The following is a 24,403-nucleotide window of genomic DNA, read 5'->3' on the forward strand; positions in this document are numbered from 1 at the left end:
TGATGTTGAAAAAAATGCTTCTGATGATGGCTCTGGGTTTCTCCGGTTCACTGCTGGCAGCCCCAATAGCTGATTCTCACACGGAAATGTCCGGCTGCGAAGCCTGCCATAAAGATGGTTCGCCTTCTGCCGATTATGCCTTTGAAAACGAGCAATGTGCTTCCTGTCACGGTGATATGAATTCGCTCGAAGGTGAGGCACACAAGAAACATGATGGCGTGCTCAGCTGTACTGACTGTCACACAGCTCACGAAGAAAAAGACCCGGCAGCGGGTTGTAAAGACTGCCACTGATAAGAGGTTAAGGAATGCGGCGGCTTTGCAGTCAAGAACAAGCACCGCCGCATCCTGAAGCAACGTTATTACGTTGCTGACAAGGAAGTGATTGGGCAGGAAGCCACTTTGTTATTGCGCCTTTGACGCATTTCCCGATCCTCCACGGGACTCGCCACCTAATGAGCACGCGGGTGGCTTTTCTTGGTTTTAATTCACTGGTTATTAATCCACTCGCTCATTACCACATGGGTTTTAATCTTCACTATCTCGGTATGAGTGTCTATATATTCGCGGATCTCGTGCAATCGCCGCATCGAGGGAGTCTTGACGAATACCAGCAGGTCCATGTCGCCGGAGATCCCGTGACAGGTGACGACCTCCGGAATCGCATGAAACACATGTACTACATCGCTGCAGCGGGGGCATTTGTGTTGAATTTCAAAGTAGGCACTGACGGCTTCTTTTTGGGATTCACTGAGCAGCAATTGGTAACCACGGATCACACCGTTTTGCTCGAGCTTCTTGATCCTGTCTGAGACGGCACTGCGGGACAGCGACACTTCGGCTGCCACATCTGAAATGCTTCGACGGGCGTTTTTTTTAAGCGCATTAATGATTGCTTTATCGAACTTATCCATGCTACCTGACGTTTTGTGTGTTTTTTGCCGATTTGCCGTCATTTCGTCGGCTTAAAAGCCGTATTTGACGGAAACGAATGACAGAAATTCTGCCGGAGAACGACTATACTGGCGCCATTCAAGATACTGATAATTTAGCAGATGAATCAAGTTACAGGAACAATCGGACGCTGGCAGGGTGCCGGCTTAATGGCCACCACATTGTTGGGTACCGGGGTGTTTATTTTGCCGCAGATGACAGTCGATAAGGCCGGTAGTGGCGCCTTACTGGCTTGGGCTCTGTTGACCCTGGCCATTATTCCGGTGACCTTGGTGTTTGCCCGTCTGGCCAGCCGTTTCCCTCACGCTGCCGGCCCCGCCTATTTTGTCGAACGAGCCTTTGGCCGTACCTTGGGTCGCACCATAGGCCTGAGTTTTTTGATGGCTGTGCCTATCGGTGCGCCCGCCGCCATTTTGATGACTTTCCAATTCGTTAACGCCCTGATCCCCGTATCCGGTTGGGTGCAGGTGGGCTGCGAACTCTTGGTTCTGCTCGGGCTCTGGCTGCTCAATCTCAGGGGAATTCAGGTTTCTGCCAAGGCGCAATTTGCCCTGACACTGGGGATTGTGGCCGTGGTGGTGATGATGTTCGGCGCCGGTGGTGCCAAGGCCGGTGAGTTGCTGTCTTTGACCGCTCATTCCACTCCCGACTATGACGGTGTGATGCTGGCAATAGGCATCGCCTTCTGGAGCTTCCTCGGTGTGGAGGCCATGACCCACTTGGCCAATGATTTCCAGCGCCCGGATCGAGACTTGATCCCCGCCATGGTGATAGGGGTGATTTTGGTCGGCGCGGTTTATCTGGTTTGTACCTTGTTGTTATTGCTGGTGGAGGTGGATACCAAGGTCGCCATGATAGGGGCATTTGATACCCTGCTTGGCGGATACGGCGCTCAGGTGATAGGTGTGCTGGGTATTGCCAGTGGTCTGGCGGCAGTGAACGTCTATGCCGCCAGTGTATCGCGGCTGCTTTGGAGCTTCAGTACCGAGGGAATATTGCCGGCCTGGTTCCGTGAGCGTAACAGTTATCAGGTGCCGGTCAGAGCTTTGTCGGCCGTGCTTGGTGTGATGGGGCTGGTGATAGTGCTGACCTATATTTCAGGCCAACAGCTTGAGCAGTTGATTGCCTGGAGTAATGGGGTATTTGTGGTGATCTATCTGTTGTCCATGCTGGCAGCCATTCGCTTGCTGAGCAAACGCTACCTGCCTTTGGTACTGCTAAGCTGCGCGCTTTGTGTCTTGCTGGCGTTTGCACTCGGCAGCGCCATGGCTTACGCCCTGGGTTTGCTGTGTGTGTTGGCTGTGTTGTTGACACTGCAACAGCAGTGGCAGAAACGCCAATTGCCGCCGGTGATTCCTATGCAATAAAAGCATGCAATAAAAGCATGCAATAAAGGGCTGGTTCAGTCTGAGTTGCCAGTCATGGCCTGGTTGCGCAGCTGGATAAGCTCAGAGTGTTTGAGATACAGCAGGTCGGCACAGCGGCGAATGATCTGGTCTTCGTAGCGGCACAATTCGCCGTCTGCATAGGCCACACGCCACATCGCCAGGATCAGCTGCTGCTTCTGCTCAAGGGTAAAGCTATCATTGATGGCCGAGGTGAACTCAAACAGTGAGGTGGCATCGTGACGGGTCCGCTTCGCCTCAATTATCAGCTCAGCCGCTGCTTCGGCAGCTAAACCCAGTGTTTGTTCCAGGAGTTCGGGCAACAGCTGCGATTCGGTGCCGGACATCTCCTCATCGGCATAAACCACTTCCAACAACATGCTGGCAGCTGCCAGTTCCAGTTGTTTCTGTTGTTCCTGCGGGGACTGACTCTGTTGATGGGCATTCAAAAACTGCTTGAGCTTGGCGATCATAGGCTTCTCTGTCAGTTGGTTCAGTATAGGCTCTAAACATGTCGGGCCACGCGGTTTGCGGCTTGGCGCCGGGTAAATCCGGCCTTGCCGATGCGCGCTTTAACCGGGCGGCCACATTTTTTAGACGCCATCAGTGGCCGCGGGTTCCCCTTTGATAGCGTGAACCGCTTTACAGCAGTGAGCCCAGCCCCTTGACAAGGAGATCGGCTGTGCCTTCGCCACCGCTACTTTGCAGGTAGTTTTTGACTATATCTATCATGGGCGCAGCCAGCTCTTTGGAGATCCCAAGTTTGGCAAAGGCATCATAGACCATGGCGCTGCCCTGCAAGGAGTTACCCAGGTCGCCGGCTTTGGACAATAGGCCCGTCATCCCTGAGTTGCCATCTAGCTTGGGCGCTGCGGCCAGCAAGCCGTCAATACCGGGTATGCTGTCGGCAATGGGAGAGAAAGATTCTTGTCCCAATGACGTCTTGGCCAGTCCGAGCAGGCTGCCAAGGCCACCTTTGGCCTGGGTTTGGGTCAGGCCCAGCTGTGACATCACAGTGCCGACCAGCTCACTGTTTTGAGTGGCGGTCTGGCTATTGGTGGCCGTATCGGCTTGTGTTTGGGGGGTGCTGGTGAGTTTGTCGAACCACCCGGCCTGCGCTGGGGCCGCCATCAGTGAGCCCATGATTACGGCTGCTGTGATATAAGCTTTCATTTCTGCTTTCCTATGCATATAAAAGGTGTTCTGGGGCCATATTCTAGTCTTATCTCAGGCGCCGATGCACGGCTTTTGCGTGACAGGCGGTCGTTTTGCTGTATTTCATTTGTGCATTGGCGTGGGAATTTGGGTATCCTTGGCGTCTATCTTGATCCTTTAATTACAACCTTTTTGGAAAAGCTGCATGTCTCTGTCTGCCATCCTGACCGAAGCTTATAACTTCTTCCGTAATCATATCGTTCAGCTGGCAATGCTGACCGTTCCCTTGCTGCTATTGCAGGTGGGTATTCAAATGTGGCTCGGTACCGAGTTGCAAAGTGCCGATCCTGAAAATCCACAATTCGGTACCCCTCATATGCTGGCGGTGATCGCCTTGATGGTGATCTTCTCTGTGCTTATCGCGGCCTTGACTCTGTTTATGGAACTGCGTACCGAGGGGATGCAGCCCAGCACGGGCCAGGTGTTAAAGTCCAGTCTGGCGTTTGTGCCGGGTTTGATGTTGGCCGGGGTGTTCTCCGGCATGGCGATTGCTGCACCGACTATGATCCTGGCGGCCATAGGGCCAGTATGGATCCTGGGGATGGGGATCAGCCTGTATCTGTTTGCCCGCCTGGCTTTTGTTAACTTTATGGTGGTGGTCGAGCGTCTGACCCCGCTGCAGGCCATCAAGGCCAGTTTTGAGTTCAGTAGCGGACTCACCGGCAAGACAATCTTGGTGCTGCTGAGCTACTTTCCGCTACTGATCATGGGGAGTGTGCTGTCGCAACTTGGGCAGGCTGGTGGTATGCCACTGCAGTTGCTGGTGGATACCTTGGTGGCTTTCATTGGTTTGTTCGTCAATGTGGCCTTATTCCGCCTTTATCGGGTTGCCCGTAAGGGTTAATAATCAACTCTCTACTGGCCGCTCCTGCGGCCTTGTGAGGTCAGACTGTGCTGGATGATGTTGCTTTTATTGCCAGTGTGTCGGAAGACTTGGCCCGGGAGTACCGGACTGCCAAGCGCTACGTGCAGGATGTGCCAACCCAGGCACTGCTGCATGTTCGCAGCTTTGCCCACAGATTGACTGAGCTGTTGGCTGCACCGGCCAAACTCAGTTTTGACAGTCCCAACCTTTATGATCGTATCGAACAGCTCAATCGCCAGCGGCTGATCGATGTGCGCATCACCCGGGCGCTGCATAGGCTGAGGGCCGATGGCAACCGCGGCGCCCATCCGGAAAAGTTCCACCTCACCGAAACACAACTGCTGCAACTGGCCAAAAAGGCCATCGGCGATCTGCTGAAACTGATGGAACTGGCCTATCCCAGACTAAAGGGCCGGGAAGCTCCTGAATACCGCTTCGATGATTTTGATCTGCAGGCCGGACGTGAGCTCTGCTATCGGGCCGTGATGGAAGATGATGCCGAGGCGCAATATCTGTTGGGGATGGCGCTCAAGAATCGTGCTCTGATTGCCCGGGGCCAGGAGCAGGCCCTGCAAGATAAGGCTGACGAACCGCTTGCCGGTGATTCGGCGCGCATGCTGGCCAAGGCGGCACACTGGTTTGCCGAGGCGGCAGCACGCGAGCCCAAGGCCTTGTTTGAGCACGGCGTCGCCCTAATTCATGGCTATCGCGGCGATGTCGATATCGCCTCCGGGCAGCGGGCGATTCGTCAAGCAGCAGAAGCCGGCGTGACCGATGCCATGGCACTCCTGGGCTACTTCTATCTGGTGGGTAGTGGTGAGCTGGCTAAAGATGAAGCCGAGGCCGAACGTTTCCTCAGTGCTGCCGCCGCCAACGAGCAATCTGAGGCTATGGCCAATCTCGGGGTGCTCTGTTATCAACGCGGTCAGCTGCAACAAGCCTTTGAACACATCACCCGGGCGGCCAGAGCCGGCGATCCTCACGCTCAATACCACCTTGCCCTGATGTTGGCCCGTGGCGAAGGCTGTGAAGCAGACCCAGGTGCCAGTGAACAATGGCTCGCCGAGGCGGCAGAGCAGGGACAGCTGGATGCCATGTTGGCGCGGGCGCAGCATATGCTTAACGATGATGCTGCATTTGGTTCAGATCTGTCCCAGGCAGAGAGTTACTTAAGGCAGGTTATTCGCTATGGTCACAGTGTGACCGCCATGATTGAATTGGCGATAGCCTTGACCGATGGTTGCTTAGGACGCATAGACGTAGTGGAGGCCGTTGCCTGGTTGCGACTGGCACGAGAGCGTGCCGACGAGCGTGAACTGGAGGTGATAGGCCCCTTGTGGCAGTCATTGCAACAACAGGTGGAGAGCGTATTGCAACTGAGCCAGTCGGTGGATGAGCGGCGTGCCCTGAAACGGGCGCAGGAACTACTCGCCGATTAATCCGGTTCGTGTTCTAGGATTCGACCTCTTGAACCCAATCCAGAATCCCGGCACAAGTTGGGCTCCAAGTCATAGAGATCTCTTTGTCTGCCTTTGTGGCGACATTGCTGGATACTGGCCAATTGACGCTTTAAGTAGTTGCGGCCAAACAGGCCCAGACACAGGAGTGTGGTTGCTGCCAAGATCAACACCAGGGGCATAAGCAAGAGGACCAGGCTAAAAGCGCAGAGACTCAGCAGGGCTCCCGTCAAGGTTCTGGGATTGAGTGGCAGATTCTGCGCAAACTGTCGATACATTTTTCTTCCTCCGGACTTGCTTGGCTCAGGTCAGGTTTAAATCTACTTCATTATTTATCATGTTTAATACCGCTTTATTAAGAAAGCGTTAAGAGGTAGGAGTTCCCCGAATAAATATTTATTCATCAACTGTGATTTAGTACTTGAAAAATGGTTTTTGTTGCAGTTTAGGTTGGTTTTTCAAATGATTGTGAACTAACTCTCAACTGCAGCGACAGAATATGTAATTATCTCGCAAAATCTTACTGTGCCTATGGCTGTGGGCTTTTCCCAAATATCGGACCCTGCTAATGATGAAACTCCGCTCATTGAAACACAAGTTGCTGGTGTGTGTGGTACTGGCACTGACCCTGGTAGTGGCTCTGCTTTCCTGGCAAAGCTACAGCACTCAGAAAACACAACTGCTGCAAGCCAGTCAGCAAGAGTTAAAGCGTATTGGTGAGATGCAGGCACAGCGTGTCACCGAGTGGTTGGCGATTCGTACCAACGTGGTTTCATCCTTGCGGGAATACATAAGTGATGACTTTGTGCCTGCACTGCAACAGGCCAGAGCGGCCGGCAAGCTGGAGTCTGTCTACTTCGGTGGCAGTGACGGCAAAATGCAGGATGCCGATCCCAGCGTGGACAACAGCCATTACGACCCCCGCAGCCGTCCCTGGTACCAGGATGCCATGGCCAAAGGCCGGGCCATTATCACCAAACCCTATATCGACAGCGGCTATGGTATTCAGGTGGTCTCTTTGGCGCAGCCAACCGCCAAAGGGGTGATAGGCGGTGACTTGGCAATTGATACTCTGGTGGCCGAGGTCAACAGCATGGCGATCCCGGCCGCGGGTTTTGCCATCATGATGCATAACGACGGTACCGTCATCGCTTATAAGGATGGCAGCAAGGCGATGCGTCCGGTTGCCGAAATTGATGATGATCTCGGTGCGGGCATTCTGGCCAATATTCAAAAAACGGCGCAGTTGCAATCTCTGTATTTTGATGCCGATGGTCGGGACAAACTTGTTTGGGCAACGGCCATCCCGGATACTGACTGGCAGCTCTTGCTGCTGCTGGATAAGGCAACGCTTGAAGCACCGCTTGGCAAATTGCTTTGGACCCAGGTTGGTTTGGCGGCGCTGGTGCTGCTGGTGAGCACGGCGGCTATCTCTTGGTTTCTTGGACTCTTGTTGGCCCCGCTTGGGCGGGTATCCCAGGCGCTGGCACGGATTGCCGACGGCAATGGCGATCTGACCCAAAGGATCACTGTCGACAGTAATGATGAAGTGGCCGAGCTGGCCGACAACTTCAACCGCTTTGTCTCGGCCCAGCATCAGCTGATAAGCCATATACGTCAGTTGGCGGCCGAATTGGATCTGGATGCCGAGCGGGGGTTGAACACCACCCAGAGCTCGGTTGTTGAGCTGCAAAGGCAGCAGCAGGAAGTAACCATGGTGGCTACCGCAGTTACCGAGATGGCCAGTGCCACTCAGGAGATTGCCGCCAACGCCGAGTTGACCGCTACTGCAGCGCAGCAATCTTCCTGCAGCTCGCAGCAGGGTAAGAGTCTGGTACTGCAGACCCGAGACTCGATACATTCATTGGCCGAGGAAGTAGGCCAAACCACTGAAGTGATTAATGAGCTCAATCGTCATGCCCAGGCTATCAGCGCTATTCTCACCGCAATTCAAGGAGTGGCCGACCAGACCAATCTGTTGGCGTTGAACGCCGCCATCGAGGCTGCCCGCGCCGGCGAACAAGGGCGCGGCTTTGCCGTAGTGGCCGATGAAGTGAGGGTTCTATCCCAACGAACTCAGGATTCAGCCTCCGAAATCCACGACACCATAGAAGCATTGCAGCAAACCACCGCCAGGGCGGTAGCCTCCATGGAAAACAGCCGCCAGATGGCAGGCCGCAGTGTCGGCGATGCCGAAGAGGCCAGTAAGGCGCTGGAAGAGATAGCCGTTGCAGTGGCGCAGATATCGGATATGGCCGGACAGATAGCCACGGCGGCGGAAGAGCAGACTCAAGTAACTGGGGAGATTACCCAAAACACCACGGCCATCAAGGATGTTACCGATGAGATCACCGCCACCGCCATGGACGACCTTGAACACGCCAAGGCGCTCAAGGTGCGTGCGACCGATCTCAATGCCAAGGTTGCGACCTTCGTGCTCTAATCACATTTAATCCAAGACCGCTGCTCAGGCGGTCTTTTTACTGCTCATGCTGTCACCTATCAGCTGCCGCATCCAGCGGTGGCCGGGGTCGTCGTTATTGCGCTCATGCCAGAGCAGCACATAAGCCATGGGCATAAAGTCTATCGGCAGTGGCAATTGCTGCAGCGAGTAAAGCTTGCAGGCGTGCAGTGCAAAACTGGAGGGTAGGGTAAATACCAAGTCACTGTGAGCGCAAATACTGGCAGCACCGTAGAAGTCGGGCACTGTGGCACTGAGGCGGCGATGATGACCGAGGTCCGCCAGAAAATAATCCAGCGCCCACCAATCATTACCCTCGCAACGCACCTGTACATGGGGTAGCGCCAGGTAGGCCGCCAGATCCCAGACCTTGTTCTTTTGAGCTTGCAGCGCCGGGTGTCCTTCACGCACCAGACACACCTGATGATCCTGAAACAGAGTTTGATACAGGATCCCTTCCGGCAACTGGCTGAAGTGAAAACTGGAGCTGGGCTGCAGATCCCTTCCCGAAATTCCCAAATCTATCTGCCCCTGTTGCAGTGCCTGCATCGATTTTTCGGTCCAGACGTAGGAGTCGAGTCTGACATTGGGGGCGTTACTGAGCAGGCGACCGATAAAACTGGGCAGCAGGGTTTCATAGGCGCTTTCTACCATGGTGAGCGAAAACTGCCGATTACTGCTGGCCGGGGTAAACACGGGAGGTTGGGTCAGTTGATGCAGACTCTGTAAGGCGATAGGCAGATGTTGCGCTAACTGTTCAGCGTGAGCCGTCGGTTTGAGGCCGTGGGCGGTGCGCTGAAACAGAGGATCGCCCAACATGTCGCGCAGGCGGTTGAGGCTTTTGCTCAATGCAGATTGACTCAGGTGCAGTCGATTGGCGGCGCGGGTCACGCTGCGCTCTTCCAGTAGCACCTGCAACATGACCAACAGGTTGAGGTCGATACGGGCCAGGTTATCCAGATTCACCCTGATATTCCTCAGAGGAAATTATGTTGTGAGATTATATCATTTCTTTTCATACCACCAGTTCATTAGAATGTGCCCCATCTCAGTTTTCACTCAGGATTGAACGACAACCTATGGCAAAAAACCTCCTGCCTATGCTGATGGCCATGGTGCTGTTAAGCCCACTGGCTATCGATATCTACTTGCCCTCTTTGCCGACTATGGCGATTGAATATGGCGTCAGTGCCGGCGAAGTCCAGTCGACTCTGGTGCTTTTTCTATTCGCTATGGGGGTAGGGCAGATCCTCATAGGCCCCTTGGCAGACAGATTTGGCCGCAGGCCTGTGGCATTGGGGGGGATTGCTCTCTATGTGCTTAGTGCACTGTTGGCTGTGGTTGCCATGGAGTTCGAATGGTTACAGATTGCCAGGGTATTGCAGGGGTTGGCGGCCTGCTCCACCTCTATTGTGGTGTTTAGCGCGGTGCGTGACTGTTATACACCGGCTGAAAGTTCCCGTATCTACAGCTATCTCAACGGTGCGATTTGCGTCATCCCCGCACTGGCGCCAACGCTTGGCGGCGTGATGGCGATGCAATTCGGTTGGCGCTCTACCTTTGGGCTTATGGCTGTTTACGGCTTGGTGATCCTGCTGCTGGTGAGTATGCGTTTTCCAGAAACCCGGCCGCAGAATACCGTCAGCAGTGGGCCGCTGTACCGCTGGGGCCGCTATCAGCCTGTATTGGCCGAACGCCACTTCCTGTTCTATGCCTTCTGCTGCATGGCGGGTATGGCCTCAATATTGAGCTATGTGTCCTACGCACCTGTGTGGCTGATTGATCATTTGGGTATGTCAGAACTGGCATTCAGTGGCCTGTTTGGCCTCAACGCCTTGGTGAATATTGTTGCCTGTTTTGCCGCGCCAGTGCTCACCAGACGCCTTGGAAATCGCGCGACCGTTGTGTTTTCGCTCTGGTTGTTGTTGGCTTCTGCCGCGATACAACCTGTGCTGCAGATCTATGGTCCTCAGCAAGGTATGGCTGCCGCCATGAGCTTTATGTTGCCCATGATGTTGCTGTGTGTTGGTTTCGCCTTCCTGCTGGGTCCTGCAACCAGTATGGCGTTGGCGGCCTTCGGCGAGCGAGCCGGTACTGCGGCAGCCTTGCTCGGTTGTATTCAGATGAGCGGCGCTTCTTTGCTGGCCGGTCTGGTGCAGCAAACTGACCTCAGTGCGCCATTTGCAGTGACTTTGGTGATGGGCAGCCTGTCTATGGTGCTGCTGCTGGTCATGGCCCAGAGCCGTTTTAATGCCTGGCATCATGAGCAACAGTGTGCGCATCACTGAGCTTTAGTTTCAAGTAAGGTTTCACCCTTGGCCCGTTGCAGTTGACCGCTGCCGCGGGCATTTTTTATTTTCATACCAATGTCTTATTAGAGTCACAAGCTTGTCATGTGATGGGCTTAGTCTCGATTGCGAGTCTTCTTTATGGCGCGGTGATTCACTCGCTGATTCCCCACTGATTTGCTGGTGCCCCGTTTCTTAACGGGGCTTTTTTTATCTGTTTAGGTAACCAGATATCGAAGCTTGGGCCACCGTCTTGGTTGTCGCTGATGGCAATGTCTCCACCGTGCTGGCGAATGATCTGGGCGCTGATGGTCAGTCCCAAGCCGTGACCGCCGCTGCCGCGATCCCGTGATTTGTCGATGCGAACAAAGGGATCAAAAATGCGCTGCTTGTCTTCATCCCGGATCCCTGGGCCATCGTTGGCAATATGCAGCCAGATCCTATCTGTGTCGCCGCTAATTCTTATGCTGACTTTTTGGTGGGCATAACGGTAGCCGTTGCGGATGATATTACTGACGGCCCTGTGCCAGAGGCGCAGGTCTATCATGGCCGTTAGTGGTTCTGCCGTGGTGAGTTCAAGGGCGATGTCGGTTTCAAACTGCAGGTGGGCGATCAACTCCTGCAGTGCGGTATCCAATGATTGGTAGCTCAATTGTAATGGCGCCTGGCGTCGCTCCATCTTGGCGTAATGCAACAATTCGTCCACCATGGTGCCGAGTTCATCCAGATCCTGATGTATGCCTTCCAGATAGGGCATTTGCTCCGGGCGAACGCCTGAATCGTCCAGCATATCCAGATTGCAACGGATCCTGAATATAGGTGTACGCACTTCGTGGGCTACGGCATTGGTGAGTTGTTTGTTGCTATCGATGAGTTTGGCTATCTTGTCAGCCATTTGATTGAAGGATTGGTTCAGGTGTCCCACTTTGTGCCACACACCTGTTTTGGCTCTAACTTTGAAATCACCATTGGCAAAGGCGCTGTGGACCCGCTCCAAGCGGCGCAGGCGCCGGGCCAATAGATAGAGCAGCACAAAGTTGATAAAAGCCAGTACCGGAAACATCACCCAGAAAGCAATGGATTCTTTGAAGTAGTATTCCTGCCAGAAGGGCGCGGACTCATCGCGGCTGATGGCATACACCTTGTCTGAGCCCTGGAACATGATGTAGGAGATATCCTCTTCCACATCTTTGATATAACGCTGGTTTTCTCTCAGGCGCTGTTTCTCGTCAGCCGACAGCTCATCCGAGTCCAGCGAGATGACCCTCAGCTGTTTGTGCAGGTTGCCGAGCACTTGCTCAAGCGAGGCCTCGGCACTGGCAACGCCCTCGGCCGTCGAGATATCCGATAACAACTGGATCAGAGACATATAGGAGCGATCCTGATAGTCGGCTTCCCACTCATCGGAGGAAAAGAAGTCCAGTTGAAAGACAAAAATGAAGCAGGTGAAAAACAGAAACACCAGCACCAGGTAGGAGAAGATAAACAGCCGTTTCATTACCACCTATCCGGTACAAATAGATAACCCTTGCCTCTTACCGTGATTATCTTGCGCGGCAAGCTGGGGTTGTCACCTAATTTCTTCCTTAAAATCACTACCTTGTTATCTATGCTGCGGTCTATTCCGTCGTACTCTATGCCGCGGGTTTCCTTGACCAGATACTCCCGCGACAGTATTTCATCCGGATGTGAGCTCAGCAGCCATAGCAGGTCAAATTCGGCAGTGGTGAGGTTGACTTCTACCTGACTGATGGCGCAAAACTTGCGGGCATTATCCAGGTAGAGTTCTCCGAACTGGCGTTCGCGATTGCTTTCCGTTGGCACATTTTCCTGACGTCTTAGCAACATGCGGATCCTGGCCAGGAGTACCCTGGGTTGGATTGGTTTACTGACAAAATCATCGGCGCCCATCTCCAGTGCGGCCACTTGATCCATGTCGTCCTCACTGGCGGTCAGGATCAGTATCTTGCCTTGGTATTGGGCGCGGATTTCACGGCAGATACTCAGACCATCACTCCCCGGCAACATAAGATCCAGGATCACCAGTTCAGGTTGACGTTCGAGGATAAGTTGTCCTGCGCGACTGCCGTCATCTATTCGTTCAACATCGAAATGTTGGTTTCTGAGATAATCTGTCAGAAGGTCACTGATCTTATTATCGTCTTCTACGAGTGTTATGCGAGTGTTTGCCATTTCCTGCCGGTAAGCATGCGGGTTTAGATAAAGCAAAATTATCACTCCGGTTACATAAGTGACAGCTCAATTGGCATAAAGGGGGACTTGGTCACCCCTTTACCCACAAACATTCAGTAATGCGGTTGACAGTATTGAAAATATAGCCAGCCCAAAATCCAAGTTATAGGTCGCTATAAATTAACCTTTGCAGTACTGGGAGTAGCGGTGTTTCTGACAGAGTGCCGCCATTATATATTTGTCGTTATGGTTGTTAACGTAGTTATTCCACCAAGTATTTGAGTCCACCTGAGTTCTCGTAAAGTCTTTGTCGAGATCCCAGGAAAATTTCTGGGTGTCATAATGGGTCGCACAGCCACTGACTACTATGGCTAAGCCTATGGTAAAAAAGAGGTTTTTAAGCGATTTCATCCAATGATCTCAAACTCAAAAGTAATAAGTCAGTGCCAGGTTGGCGTTCCACTGCTGTTTGCCATCGACAATCGGCGAGTCGGCAATGGCGGAATCCAGGTAGCTGTAGTTGCTGCTTTGGCTGAGTTCGAGATGTTCGCCCAGAGGCACAATCAGCTTGTAACCTGCGTTGTAGGTGAAGGCTTTGCCCGGTTGGTAGTACTTATGCTGCTTATTGGCTTCAGCCTTGCTGACTCCGAAGTAGTACTGGGTAAAGTCACGGCTCAAGTAGCTGACGCCGGCGTAGGGAACGACAGTGCCCCAGCCCAGATTCAGTGGTACGGCGTAACGGACCTGGCCGATAAAGCCGTTGTATCTGTTGGTTACGTCATGTTGTACCGAGGTGGATAGAGTACCGAATCCCAGTTGGGTATCCAGGTTGATACCCAGATCGCCACTCAGTTTACGTTCATGGATACCGCCAAGCGCTGCTGCGTCTGAGTCTTTCAAGGCAATACCCGGACTACCCAGAAACACACTCAGGTTGAACAGATCTTTATCATTACCGAAAAAACGGTAGTTGATATTGGCCAGTGAGGCGTTGAAGTCCTTGCCGTTATAACCCAGGTTACCGAATGGACGCAGCTTGGAATCGACGCCTTGATAGAGTTCGCTGCCCTGATAGGCACCGGCAGAGACAAAGAAACTGTTTTCATGGCTGTAAATCTGGCCATTACGGATATAAACGTCAGTGTTGTCCGCCAAGGCGGCACTGCTTACTGCAGCCCCAACGAGGGCCAGGGCGCTGAATCTGAATGCTTTCATATTACTTCTCCTGAATACATAAGAAATCCCGGGCATTGTCCTCGGCGCTGCGGCCATACAATAGCGCCGCTTTGTATGGAAATGTCCGTGATCTGTCCCGTAAGCTTGGAGTATGATTTGGCTTTGGCACCCGAAGGGAGACGTAACGTGACCAAGTGTTTGATTGACAAGATTTCTGGGCTGTATGCCGGTGATAAACTGACATTCAGGGACAAGCTGGCAAGCGGGATAGATAACAAGTCTCGGATGGCGACGCTGGAGGTTTTCGGCGACAGGGTTGCGGGTGATGCCCAGGCGGATCCCAAACATCATGGTGGCCCGGATAGGGTGCTGCATCATTTTCCTCGCGAGCACTATGGCTATTACCGGCGCATGGGGCTGATAACCGCGGGGCAGGATGCACCGGCCATGGGAGAAAACATCAGCAGTGTTGGCCTGACCGAGGCGGATATTCATATCGGCGATATCCTCAGCTTTGGCGAAGTTGAGCTGCAGGTCACCCAACCGCGTTCCCCCTGCTTTAAGCTCAATCACCAATATAGTCAGCGGGACTTTGCCCTTGCCATGCAGCAAACGGGTATGTCAGGTTGGTTCTATCGGGTGCTTAAGCCTGGCATCATAAACTGTCAGGATGCCCTGATATTGAAACAAAGGCGTACCGATATCAGTGTTGCCGAGGCGATGAAGCTGTATTTTCGCCCCGAATTTGATGCGGCCGCCTATGACAGGCTGCTCAGTTGTGAAGGTTTGGCCGCCAGCTGGGTAGGCAGCTTGCAGCGCCGACTGGAGCGGGGCAGCATAGAAGACTGGCAGATGCGCCTCTATGGCCCGGATAGTTTGGCTTTGAACTGAAAAAAGTTAGGAAACAACATGGAAAAGCAGGAAAGAGACATGGGAATGTTGGTGCATCTGGCGAGTTTTGCCGGTTACCTGATCCCTTTGGGCACTATCTTGGGGCCGTTGATCGTTTGGTTGATGAAACGGGAAGAGTTTGAATTTGTCGATGTTTGCGGCCGTAATTGCCTGAACTTCAAAATCAGTATGATCATTTACACCATCATCAGCTTGATCCTGATCTTTGTTGGCATAGGTTTGGTGCTGGTGGCCGTGCTGGCAATTTTTGATGTGGTGGTGACCATAGTCGCAGCAGTCAAGGCCAGTGAAGGCGTGGAATACAAGTACCCCTTGGCAATCAAATTCCTGTGATCCCGGGCCATCCATTGGATGGCCTTGTTGCCGACAGCGGAGGAGCAATGCGAGCCTTTTTATCCGGTATCAATAACTTTTGGGTCGGTCTGGTGTTCGGGTTGTCACTGCCGCTGTTGTTAATTGTGCTGACTCTGAGTGTGACGCTTTATCAACTCACTGATTTTGCCAATGATGTTGCCATAACTCCTCTGTATCAGCGTGGGGAGCAGACTTTGGCGCGGGTTGACCAACTGCTGGTGACTTTGGATCAACGACTCAGTGTTGACGACCCAGGCTTATTGGCACCACTGAAGCAAATAGAGTTGTTGCCTGAGCTTAAGTTGTTGGCTCTCAGCGTTGCCAAGTTACAGGTTGAAGAGAACCAACCGGCCCTCTCAGCTGTGAAGGCGGAGCTGGCGACTCAACTCGATGCATCCCTCAAGCAAAGATTTGCGGCAGCCGAGGCTGAAGCCCTTAGCCAGCATTTGCAGCAAATTCTGGAAATATTGGCCAAGGGTAAAGAGGCGCCTTTGCCGCCTCAATCCTGATTATTTGCCGAGGTTTCTGTAGCTAGTTTACTCAGCGCTCGCTGGCGGTAATCCAGCAAGGCAAACACCCCGAATAGAAAGGCGTTGAGATAGTCTTTAGCCTTGAGCGGCAACAACTGACAAAATATCGTGTGAAATATCAGCACCTGCAGCCCATGCATCATGGCGGTTACCCCGAGAAGTATGGTGAGTATCACGCCGATATTGCCTTCAAACGGGCTGAACAGGTTGAAAAACATCAACACCCAGGCCAATAGGGTCGCCAGTTTTCCCAACACTAATACGGCTTTCATGACTCTGCTCCTCCCGGGACGCGATACAGGCGGTAGCTGACCTGGCCGGCCTGCTTCTCTTTCAATGCCTCCCAGTCAGCCGGTATCGGCAACTGCTGCAATTCAGATTCCACTTCGAGATAGATAAGGGCACCTGGGTTGAGCCATTGATGCCGGGCCAGCAGGGTTAGGGTTTGTTCGGCCAGCCCCTTGCGAAAAGGGGGATCGATAAACACGATATCGAAACGGCGATCGGCAGGGCGCGCCAAACCGGCCAATACATCGCCGTTAATGACCTCGGCACTATCGCATTTTAGGGTTTGCAGATTCTGCTGCAGTTGCTGAGCCGCAGTTTTTTGCAGTTCATAGACTCTGGCAAAAGCGGCATAGCGGGACAGGGCTTCCAATGCCAGAGCGCCACTGCCACCGAAACAGTCCAATACCGAGCTGCCACTGAGTTCACCTGCCAGCCAGTTAAAAAGAGTTTCCCGCACCCTGTCTGTGGTTGGTCTCAGGCCTTCCAGATCCTGGATGGGTAATTTTCTCGAGCGCCATTGGCCTGCGATAATACGAACCTGACCGCTGCCCGGTCTATTTTTGGCCATCTTGCCCCCGTGATTTTGCCTGAAGAAAGAAAGTGGTAGACTATGCCACCTTAAAAGCGTCGCTATTTTATAACAAACTCAGCCGAAAAGGTGAGATGAAGCTAAAGCCCTTTATCGCTCGGGAATGCCAGTAACAGGCCCCGCTGCTCCAGGGAAATAGTTGCGACCTCAAGCGGGAGCCCGGCTCCTGAAGATCCCCCACGATGTTGAGCACTGGTAGCACTGATGGCAAAGAAAGGTTTTTTTTCCTGGTTTCGTAAAGACAAACGCAACGACGAAGCCGAACAGGCGGCCAAACTCGCCGAACAACAGGCTGCAGAAGCCGCGGCAGAGGCCGAACGTTTAGCTGCTGAAAAAGCCCAGGCCGAACAAGCCGAAGCTGAGCGTCTGGCCGCTGAAAAGGCGCAGGCCGAGCAGGCAGAAGCAGCACGTCTGGCCGCTGAAAAGGCCCAGGCCGAACAGGCAGAAGCCGAGCGTATTGCTGCTGAAAAGGCCCAGGCTGAACAAGCTGAAGCCGAGCGTATTGCTGCTGAAAAGGCCCAGGCTGAACAAGCTGAAGCCGAGCGTATTGCTGCTGAAAAGGCACAAGCCGAGCAGGCAGAAGCCGAGCGTCTGGCGGCTGAAAAGGCCCAGGCCGAACAAGCCGAAGCCGAGCGTATTGCTGCTGAAAAGGCGCAGGCAGAGCAAGCCGAAGCCGAACGTCTGGCCGCTGAAAAGGCCCAGGCAGAACAGGCAGAAGCCGAACGTTTAGCTGTTGAAAAAGCCCAGGCCGAGCAGGCTGAAGCCGAGCGTCTGGCCGCTGAAAAGGCCCAGGCAGAACAGGCAGAAGTCGAGCGTATTGCCGCTGAAAAGGCCCAGGCCGAGCAAGCCGAAGCTGAACGTTTGGCCGCTGAAAAAGCACAAGCTGAACAGGTTGCCGAGGAACAAGCTCAACCTGAGCCACAGGCAAAACCTGCTAAAGAGGGCTTCTTTGCCCGCCTCAAGCGGGGGCTGATGCGCACCAGCGAAAATATCGGTAGCGGTTTTATCGGGCTTTTTCGTGGTAAAAAGATTGATGATGACCTGTTTGAAGAGCTGGAAGAGCAACTGCTTATTGCCGACGTTGGGGTAGAAACCACCAGTCGGTTGATCTCCAGCCTGACAGATCATGCTTCACGCAAGCAGCTCAAGGATGCCGAAGCCTTATATGAATTGCTGCAGCAGGAGATGCTGGCGACGCTGGAGCCTGTGAGTGCGCCTCTGGTGCCGGACAATGCTGCCGGGCCTTTCGTTATTTTAATGGTGGGTGTCAACGGCGTTGGCAAGACCACTACGATAGGCAAGTTGGCCAAACAGTATCAGCGCGAAGGCAAGTCTGTCATGCTGGCTGCCGGTGATACTTTCCGCGCCGCTGCAGTTGAGCAGTTGCAGGTTTGGGGCCAGCGCAATGATATTCCTGTGATTGCCCAGCATACAGGTGCTGATAGCGCTTCTGTGTTGTTTGATGCCCTGCAGGCTGCCAAGGCCAGAAATGTTGATGTGTTGATTGCCGATACCGCAGGTCGCTTGCAGAACAAGAGCCATCTGATGGACGAGCTGAAGAAAGTGGTTCGGGTGATGAAGAAACTGGATCCGGACGCTCCCCATGAAGTGATGCTGACCCTGGATGCCTGTACGGGCCAGAATGCCATCAGTCAGGCGCAACTGTTCCAGGAAGCGGTCGGGGTTACCGGTATCAGTATCAGTAAGCTGGATGGCACAGCCAAAGGCGGAGTTATCTTTGCCATTGCCGATAAATTTGGTATTCCTATTCGTTACATAGGCGTGGGAGAGCAGATAGACGATCTGCGTACCTTCAATGCCAAAGACTTTATCGAAGCCCTGTTCAGTCAGGAGAAGGCGGATAACTGATATATGATTCGATTTGAGCAGGTCAGCAAAATTTACGCCGGGGGCCAAAAGGCATTGTCTGATGTGAGTTTTCATCTTCAGCGGGGCGAAATGGCCTTTCTTACCGGGCATTCCGGGGCCGGTAAGAGTACCTTGCTCAAATTGATCACAGTTATCGAGCGCGCCAGTGCCGGCCGGGTATGGATCAACGGCCATGATATCGCCGGTATCAAGCGCGGCCATGTGCCTTACCTGCGCCGCGATATCGGGATGATCTTCCAAAGCCACCATCTATTGATGGACCGCAGCGTGTTTGACAATGTGGCGCTGCCCTTGGTTATCGAAGGTTTTACCCTGGGGGAGATCCGCAAGCGGGTCGCCGGTGCTCTGGATATGGTGGGGCTCTATGGTAAAGAGCGCCATAACCCCATTATGCTTTCGGGCGGTGAGCAGCAGCGGGTAGGTATTGCCAGGGCGATAGTCAACAAACCCCCTCTATTGCTGGCCGATGAGCCGACCGGTAACCTGGACCCCAAGCTGTCCATGGATATTCTCAGGCTGTTTGAAACCTTCAATGATGCGGGCACCAGCGTGTTGATTGCCACCCATGATCTCGGTCTTATCGCCAGAATGAAGTACCGCACCCTGACCCTGAAGCAGGGGCGGATGATAGGTGGTGAAGAACTGGGGACCAGCCCCATGAGCGCTAAGGAATAAGCTATGTCTGCCCAGCCTTCATTGACCCGCAGTAAACTCCCGCTTTCCGGCCGGATAGTGATGTTTTTTATCCGCCATATACAGCATGCCATGGCCAGCATGGGTGAGTTGTGGCGCAACCCTATCTCATCGCTGATGACCATGGCTGTGCTGGGGGTCAGTCTGAGTTTGCCGGCCGCCTTGCAGGTGCTGGTAAAAAATGCCGAAACCATTACCCAATCCTGGAACAGTGCGGCACAGATCTCCTTGTTTATTGAGGGGAACCGCTCAGAGCAGAGTATTCAGAGCCTGCTGGCGCGGATTAAGGTTTACCCGGAAATCGACACGGTCGACTATATCAATCGTGACGAGGCACTGGCGGAGTTCCAACAGCTGTCTGGTTTCGGCGAGGCGCTCTCCTATCTGGAAAGCAACCCTTTGCCGGCGGTGATCAGCGTGATCCCCACTGAAAAGTATTCCAGCCCCGCAGGCGCCAGAGAGCTTTTGACCAAGCTGGAGCGTGAGCCTGAGGTGAGCTTTGGCCGTCTGGATATCGAGTGGCTGGAGCGCTTACAGGCGCTGGTGCGCTTGCTGGAACGTACCGTGCTGGCGTTGGCGGCACTGCTGATCCTGGCTGTGGTGCTGGTCATAGGCAACACTATTCGCCTGGCTATCATGAATCGGCGCAGTGAAATTGAGGTCATGAAGCTGGTCGGGGCCACGGAAGCCTTTATTCAGCGGCCCTTTCTCTACACCGGCATCTGGTATGGTGTTATCGGCGGTATACTCGCCTGGGTGATAATCAACCTCTTGGTCTGGTACCTGGATGGGGCGTTGGCCTCGCTTTTGGGCCTGTATGGCAGCCAACTTGAGATGCAGTCTCTGACCTTTGTTGAGCTGCTGCAGATGATGGCACTGGCGTCATTTTTGGGTTGGTTGGGGTCTTTCCTGTCGGTACGCCAACACCTGCGAGCCATAGAGCCTCATTGAGGTAAAAATGAACTTATCTTCACTTGCATTGTCCTATTTTCGGGGTGAAAATAATCCCGGATGTTGGATACGGCGTTGACAATATATGTCAATTGACCGATAGTGCATCGGCTCATCAGCGTTTTTTTCGACCCGAAATGAGCATCAAAGCAGTAAGAAACAGGAGCGTGAATGACTGATCAAACGCAATCAATGGCACTGATGGTTCCCCAAGGGAGCAGCAGTCTCGAGGCCTATATCCATTCGGTAAACAGCATGACAATGCTGGACGCCGAGCAGGAGTATGAGCTGGCGAAGCGTTTGCAGGAAACAGGTGATCTGCAGGCGGCTAAGCAACTGATTATGTCGCACTTACGTTTTGTGGTGCATATTGCCCGCGGTTATGCGGGTTATGGTCTGCCACAGGCAGACCTGATCCAGGAAGGCAACATAGGCCTGATGAAGGCGGTCAAGCGTTTCGACCCTGATGTGGGTGTACGTTTGGTATCTTTCGCCGTGCACTGGATCAAGGCAGAAATTCATGAATATGTGTTGAAGAACTGGCGCATAGTCAAAGTCGCCACCACCAAGGCACAACGTAAGTTGTTCTTCAACCTGCGTAAGGCCAAGAAACGTCTGGGTTGGTTCAGCGATGAAGAGGTCACCATGGTGGCCGAAAACCTTGGCGTATCCAAACAGGATGTGACCGAGATGGAGTCGCGAATGGCGGCGCAGGATCCGGCCTTCGACCTGACCAATGATCACGATGATGATCATGACTTTGCCCCGGCGCTTTATCTGGAAGACCATTCTTCCGATCTGGCCGCCCAGGTAGAAAATGACAACTGGGAATCCAACGCCCAGAACAAGCTGTTGTCTGCCATCAAGACCTTGGATGAGCGCAGCCAGCATATTCTGCGGGCCCGTTGGTTGGACGATGAAAAGACCACACTGCAGGAATTGGCCGATACCTATCAGGTGTCTGCCGAGCGGATCCGCCAGTTGGAGAAAAACGCCATGAACAAGCTTAAGGCTTGTATGGACGTATAACATAACTTATTTAGTGTGTTGTTTTGATTGCTAATGAATGCCGTTCACCCCAAGTGAACGGCATTCTGCTTTCTTGGCGGGCGTTTAAAGTATTATCCAGACGTTTTGTACCTGGATAACCTCGGTATTTCTCGCACCTTTTGCTGATTTTTGATTTAGCTGAGTGGGTTAATTCACTGACTCAAAGTTCAGTCTTATCGGTCGGTCGAATTACCAGGCAAGCTCAAGGATTTCACGGCTGCTGTCCAGACCAAGATCGCCGGTTTCAGACAAGGCGGTCATGCCGTGAGCTTCCAGTGCGGCAACAACATCGGCGATACGCTCTTGCGGTACATCATAGTCGCGCAGACGAGTCTTGAGGCCAACCTGTTCAAAGAAGGCCTGGGTGGCTGCAATGGCTTGCTCGATACGGCTGTCTTCATCACCCGAAGTGATATCCCAAACCCGCTCGGCATATTGCAGCAGTTTGGCGCGTTTCTGTTCCTTGCGCACCCGCCATACAGAGGGCAGGACTACGGCCAGCGTTTGCGCATGATCTATGCCGAACATGGCAGTCAGCTCGTGGCCTATCATATGAGTGGTCCAGTCTGCCGGTACGCCGCTGCCTATCATGCCGTTGAGCGCCGAGGTGGCACTCCACACCAGATTGGCGCGGGCATTATAGTTCTCCGGCTCGGCCACGGTGACAGGGCCCACTTCAATCAGGGTCTTCAGTATGCCCTCGGCCATTCTGTCCTGAACTCTGGCATCCACGGGGAAGGTGACGTATTGCTCGACCACGTGCACGAAAGAGTCGACTACGCCGTTGGCGACCTGGATCTTCGGCAGACTGAAGGTCAGGCTGGGATCCAGCACGGAGAATACCGGGAAACTCTGCGGATGAGTCACGGGAAACTTGCCACCCTGATGGCTGACCACTGCAAAAGCATTCATTTCTGAGCCTGTAGCCGGCAGTGTCGCCACTGTACCGACAGGCAGTACCTCTGTGACCGGAACCGGGTTTAAACCGTGATGCAGCAAGCTGCTGCTGTCGCCATCGAATTTTGCCGCCAGGGCAATAAACTTGGTGCCGTCCATTACTGAACCGCCACCAACGGCCAACAGAAAGTCGATGGATTCGCGCCGCGCCAGCTCGGCAGCCCTGGCCAGGGTGTCATATTTGGGGTTGGCTTCAATGCCACCGAATTCAAACACAACGCGGTCGCCCAGCGCGGTTATGACCTTGTCCAGGGTGCCGAAGCGTTTGACACTGCCACCGCCGTAAGTCACCAGCACTCTGGCATTGGCCGGTACCAGTTGATCCAATTCTGCCAGTCTGTCTTTACCAAATACTATGTGGGTAGGGTTGCGATAGTCGAAATTGAGCATGATATTTCTCTCTTTTACAGCCGAAAAACTATGGTTGCCATCTTAGTCCTCTCAGCTTGGATTGAAATACACATTGCTGGAGCATTTATGCCTATTCCTGCCTAATTTGGTGAATAGGGGCTTGAATATGGCTATTTTGATGCTTTTTTCTGTGATGCTGCTAGTATCCAAACCCTGATGATTGGAGAGTGTTATGAGTGATATTGCAGCCTTAATGGCGGCCCTGGCGGTGGATGAAGGGGTCAACAGCACCAGCCTGCCAGGGGTGCATCTGTTTCGCAGTTCGGCCTATGGCAGCCGTGGCCCCATGTGTTATTCCCAAGGGATCATGATAGTCGGCCAGGGGCGTAAACGTGTCTATCTCGAAGATAAGATCTATGACTATGATCCGCAGAACACCTTGGTGATGACAGTGCCTATGCCGGTGGAGTGTGAAACCTTTGCTTCCGAGGAAGAACCGGTATTGGTACTCATGGTGGATATAGATCTGCAGCAACTGAACCAGTTGATCCGCATGATGGATCAACACCACAAGGTGCCCAAGGATCTCGATGATGCTCGTCAGAGCGGCTTCTTTGTTGCCGCCAACAGTGAAGACATGCTCTGCTGTGTCGAGCGTTTGCTGCTGGCTCTGCAGTCGCCGTTGGAAGCCGAGGTCTTGGGTAAGGCCATGGTGCAAGAGTTGCTGTTTCGGGTATTGGCTTCCGACAATGCGGCGCCTTTATATGCGCTGGCGCTCAGTCATACCCGTTTATCCCGGGTAGAGAAGGCGCTCAAATATCTGCATCAGAACTATCGTGAAAGTGTGGAGGTAGAGCAGTTAGCCGAGTTGGTTAACATGAGTCCCTCGGCATTTCATCGCTGTTTCAAGGAGGTCACGGCCTCATCGCCCATTCAGTACTTGAAGAAGATCCGCCTTAATAAGGCCAAAGAGCTACTGCAAAGACAGCGCCTCAAGGTGAAGGAAGCGGCACTGGAAGTGGGCTATGAGAGCCCGGCTCAATTCAGCCGGGAGTTCAAGCGTTACTTCGATCAGAGTCCGGGGGAAACAGCCAGGCTTTAAGGCTGACTCCAAAAGGTTTTGTGAACCGAGACCTCACCAGTATCCGGCAGATATTCCATGATCAGTGTCTCTTCATTTTGCTGGATAAAATACACTGAGCGGTAGATACAGGTATTGGGCGTTTGTTTATAGGTATAGGCCACGTCGACAGTGGTTGTAGGCAGATTGGCATCTTCTACATAGGCTATGCTGAGGTCGGTATCTGTGAGGCCATGCCACAACTGTTCGCAGGCGTCGAAAATATGGGTGTCTTTGCCTGCGGTGGCATAGGGCCAGCCGTTGGAACTGGAATCAACACTGCCATCACCAAAGCTGGCCAGATTGTCGATGGCGCCCTGTTCTCCCTTGGCCAGATAGCCACTGTGATAGAGTTTCACCGCAGATTCAAAGGCGGCATACTGGCCCCTGAGCACTTGCTCTGTGGCGTCGTCGCGCAGATTGATAAACTTGGGCGCGGCCACTACTGCCAGGATCCCGAGGATAATAATCACCACTACAAGTTCAATTAGGGTAAAGCCCTGATACTGCTTTGCTTTCATTACATCGCCCGGTTTATAGAATAGAGATATTGCCAACAATCGTCGCCGATGCGGCAGTCTAGCCAAGCCTCTGAGGTCTGGCAAGTCGCGGATGATAAGAATAACAGCGAACTCACTTAATGAAGTGGCTCGCCGTTCGATCTTTTGCTTTACTCGGGTAGTGTTCATAAATCTGTGTCATTTGAGTAATATACACCCAAAAGG

General features: G+C 53.3%; 26 protein-coding genes. 14 read left to right on the forward strand and 12 right to left on the reverse strand.

Translation table 11 applies throughout. The features are described 5' to 3' along the window. Positions 1-2 precede the first annotated feature (2 nt). A complete protein-coding gene (locus RC73_RS16735; protein ID WP_039035726.1) occupies positions 3-293 on the forward strand; it encodes a cytochrome c3 family protein in 291 nt (96 codons plus the stop codon). A 194-nt stretch (positions 294-487) separates the two neighbouring features. Here RC73_RS16735 and RC73_RS16740 read toward each other — a convergent pair whose 3' ends face one another. After that, the gene (locus RC73_RS16740) at positions 488-913 is read right to left on the reverse strand and encodes an Lrp/AsnC family transcriptional regulator (protein WP_028780007.1); all 426 of its coding nucleotides are present in this window, start codon (positions 911-913) and stop codon (positions 488-490) included. A 141-nt stretch (positions 914-1,054) separates the two neighbouring features. Between RC73_RS16740 and yjeH the strand changes: the two genes are divergently transcribed. Continuing rightward, positions 1,055-2,320, forward strand: a complete 1,266-nt coding sequence (gene yjeH / locus RC73_RS16745) for an L-methionine/branched-chain amino acid transporter (protein ID WP_039035727.1) — start codon at positions 1,055-1,057, stop codon at positions 2,318-2,320. A 35-nt stretch (positions 2,321-2,355) separates the two neighbouring features. On the opposite strand, the gene RC73_RS16750 is transcribed toward yjeH, so the two are convergent. Further along, positions 2,356-2,811 (reverse strand): tellurite resistance TerB family protein, encoded by a 456-nt coding sequence (locus RC73_RS16750; protein ID WP_039035728.1) that lies wholly within the window; start codon positions 2,809-2,811, stop codon positions 2,356-2,358. A gap of 169 nt (positions 2,812-2,980) precedes the next feature. Continuing rightward, positions 2,981-3,511, reverse strand: coding sequence for a DUF2780 domain-containing protein (locus RC73_RS16755; RefSeq protein ID WP_039035729.1), 531 nt, complete (start codon positions 3,509-3,511; stop codon positions 2,981-2,983). Between the two features lie 187 nt (positions 3,512-3,698). Between RC73_RS16755 and RC73_RS16760 the strand changes: the two genes are divergently transcribed. Then, positions 3,699-4,397 (forward strand): hypothetical protein, encoded by a 699-nt coding sequence (locus RC73_RS16760; RefSeq protein ID WP_039035730.1) that lies wholly within the window; start codon positions 3,699-3,701, stop codon positions 4,395-4,397. A 47-nt stretch (positions 4,398-4,444) separates the two neighbouring features. Further along, positions 4,445-5,857: a tetratricopeptide repeat protein gene (locus tag RC73_RS16765; RefSeq protein WP_039035731.1), complete on the forward strand. Its 1,413-nt coding sequence runs from the start codon at positions 4,445-4,447 to the stop codon at positions 5,855-5,857. On the opposite strand, the gene RC73_RS16770 is transcribed toward RC73_RS16765, so the two are convergent. Further along, entirely contained in the window at positions 5,854-6,153 is a 300-nt protein-coding gene (locus RC73_RS16770) for a hypothetical protein (protein WP_039035732.1), read from the reverse strand. The genes RC73_RS16765 and RC73_RS16770 overlap by 4 nt on opposite strands. A 293-nt stretch (positions 6,154-6,446) precedes the next feature. On the opposite strand from RC73_RS16770, the gene RC73_RS16775 reads away from it, so the two are divergent. After that, positions 6,447-8,318, forward strand: a complete 1,872-nt coding sequence (locus RC73_RS16775; RefSeq protein ID WP_039035733.1) for a methyl-accepting chemotaxis protein — start codon at positions 6,447-6,449, stop codon at positions 8,316-8,318. Positions 8,319-8,342: 24 nt separating this feature from the next. On the opposite strand, the gene RC73_RS16780 is transcribed toward RC73_RS16775, so the two are convergent. Beyond that, positions 8,343-9,302, reverse strand: a complete 960-nt coding sequence (locus tag RC73_RS16780) for a LysR family transcriptional regulator (protein ID WP_025888907.1) — start codon at positions 9,300-9,302, stop codon at positions 8,343-8,345. Positions 9,303-9,415: 113 nt separating this feature from the next. Between RC73_RS16780 and RC73_RS16785 the strand changes: the two genes are divergently transcribed. Continuing rightward, on the forward strand, positions 9,416-10,624 hold the full coding sequence (locus RC73_RS16785) for a multidrug effflux MFS transporter (RefSeq protein ID WP_039035734.1): 1,209 nt from the start codon (positions 9,416-9,418) through the stop codon (positions 10,622-10,624). A 154-nt stretch (positions 10,625-10,778) separates the two neighbouring features. Here the strand turns inward: RC73_RS16785 and RC73_RS16790 are convergent, their stop codons facing one another. The 3 genes from RC73_RS16790 to RC73_RS16800 form a co-directional block, all read right to left on the reverse strand. After that, positions 10,779-12,122, reverse strand: a complete 1,344-nt coding sequence (locus RC73_RS16790; protein WP_052248255.1) for an ATP-binding protein — start codon at positions 12,120-12,122, stop codon at positions 10,779-10,781. Then, positions 12,122-12,817 carry a response regulator gene (locus RC73_RS16795; protein ID WP_039035735.1) on the reverse strand — a complete coding sequence of 232 codons (696 nt, stop codon included), beginning with the start codon at positions 12,815-12,817 and terminating at the stop codon, positions 12,122-12,124. The genes RC73_RS16790 and RC73_RS16795 overlap by 1 nt, the downstream gene beginning before the upstream one ends. 426 nt (positions 12,818-13,243) lie before the next feature. Continuing rightward, positions 13,244-14,032 (reverse strand): MipA/OmpV family protein, encoded by a 789-nt coding sequence (locus tag RC73_RS16800; RefSeq protein ID WP_052248256.1) that lies wholly within the window; start codon positions 14,030-14,032, stop codon positions 13,244-13,246. Between the two features lie 147 nt (positions 14,033-14,179). Between RC73_RS16800 and RC73_RS16805 the strand changes: the two genes are divergently transcribed. Genes RC73_RS16805 through RC73_RS16815 form a run of 3 tightly spaced genes read left to right on the forward strand, consistent with a single transcriptional unit; the run spans position 14,180 to position 15,768 of the window. Further along, complete coding sequence (locus RC73_RS16805; RefSeq protein WP_039035736.1) at positions 14,180-14,884, forward strand: MOSC domain-containing protein; 705 nt, start codon at positions 14,180-14,182, stop codon at positions 14,882-14,884. An 18-nt stretch (positions 14,885-14,902) separates the two neighbouring features. Continuing rightward, on the forward strand, positions 14,903-15,238 hold the full coding sequence (locus RC73_RS16810; protein WP_039035737.1) for a DUF4870 domain-containing protein: 336 nt from the start codon (positions 14,903-14,905) through the stop codon (positions 15,236-15,238). Positions 15,239-15,285: 47 nt separating this feature from the next. Continuing rightward, positions 15,286-15,768 carry a hypothetical protein gene (locus RC73_RS16815; RefSeq protein ID WP_039035738.1) on the forward strand — a complete coding sequence of 161 codons (483 nt, stop codon included), beginning with the start codon at positions 15,286-15,288 and terminating at the stop codon, positions 15,766-15,768. On the opposite strand, the gene RC73_RS16820 is transcribed toward RC73_RS16815, so the two are convergent. After that, the gene (locus tag RC73_RS16820; RefSeq protein ID WP_039035739.1) at positions 15,759-16,061 is read right to left on the reverse strand and encodes a DUF1145 domain-containing protein; all 303 of its coding nucleotides are present in this window, start codon (positions 16,059-16,061) and stop codon (positions 15,759-15,761) included. The genes RC73_RS16815 and RC73_RS16820 overlap by 10 nt on opposite strands. Then, positions 16,058-16,645, reverse strand: a complete 588-nt coding sequence (rsmD, locus tag RC73_RS16825; RefSeq protein WP_039035740.1) for a 16S rRNA (guanine(966)-N(2))-methyltransferase RsmD — start codon at positions 16,643-16,645, stop codon at positions 16,058-16,060. Before rsmD ends, RC73_RS16820 begins: the two co-directional genes overlap by 4 nt. Before the next feature lie 225 nt (positions 16,646-16,870). Between rsmD and ftsY the strand changes: the two genes are divergently transcribed. The 4 genes from ftsY (at position 16,871) to rpoH (ending at position 21,229) form a co-directional block, all read left to right on the forward strand. Continuing rightward, entirely contained in the window at positions 16,871-18,535 is a 1,665-nt protein-coding gene (gene ftsY, locus RC73_RS16830; RefSeq protein ID WP_039035741.1) for a signal recognition particle-docking protein FtsY, read from the forward strand. Positions 18,536-18,538: 3 nt separating this feature from the next. Then, on the forward strand, positions 18,539-19,231 hold the full coding sequence (gene ftsE, locus RC73_RS16835) for a cell division ATP-binding protein FtsE (protein WP_025012145.1): 693 nt from the start codon (positions 18,539-18,541) through the stop codon (positions 19,229-19,231). 3 nt (positions 19,232-19,234) lie between these two features. Next, complete coding sequence (gene ftsX, locus RC73_RS16840) at positions 19,235-20,200, forward strand: permease-like cell division protein FtsX (RefSeq protein WP_039035742.1); 966 nt, start codon at positions 19,235-19,237, stop codon at positions 20,198-20,200. Positions 20,201-20,371: 171 nt separating this feature from the next. After that, positions 20,372-21,229, forward strand: a complete 858-nt coding sequence (rpoH, locus tag RC73_RS16845) for an RNA polymerase sigma factor RpoH (RefSeq protein ID WP_028780766.1) — start codon at positions 20,372-20,374, stop codon at positions 21,227-21,229. A gap of 210 nt (positions 21,230-21,439) precedes the next feature. Here the strand turns inward: rpoH and RC73_RS16850 are convergent, their stop codons facing one another. Then, the gene (locus RC73_RS16850; protein ID WP_039035743.1) at positions 21,440-22,597 is read right to left on the reverse strand and encodes an iron-containing alcohol dehydrogenase; all 1,158 of its coding nucleotides are present in this window, start codon (positions 22,595-22,597) and stop codon (positions 21,440-21,442) included. 193 nt (positions 22,598-22,790) lie between these two features. Here RC73_RS16850 and RC73_RS16855 point away from each other — a divergent pair, with 193 nt between their 5' ends. Next, the gene (locus tag RC73_RS16855) at positions 22,791-23,660 is read left to right on the forward strand and encodes an AraC family transcriptional regulator (protein WP_039035744.1); all 870 of its coding nucleotides are present in this window, start codon (positions 22,791-22,793) and stop codon (positions 23,658-23,660) included. On the opposite strand, the gene RC73_RS21455 is transcribed toward RC73_RS16855, so the two are convergent. Further along, positions 23,657-24,199: a type II secretion system protein gene (locus RC73_RS21455; protein ID WP_039035745.1), complete on the reverse strand. Its 543-nt coding sequence runs from the start codon at positions 24,197-24,199 to the stop codon at positions 23,657-23,659. The genes RC73_RS16855 and RC73_RS21455 overlap by 4 nt on opposite strands. Positions 24,200-24,403: the final 204 nt, after the last annotated feature.

This window comes from Shewanella sp. ECSMB14102 (genome assembly GCF_000813075.1).
GTDB classification, from domain to species: domain Bacteria; phylum Pseudomonadota; class Gammaproteobacteria; order Enterobacterales; family Shewanellaceae; genus Shewanella; species Shewanella indica.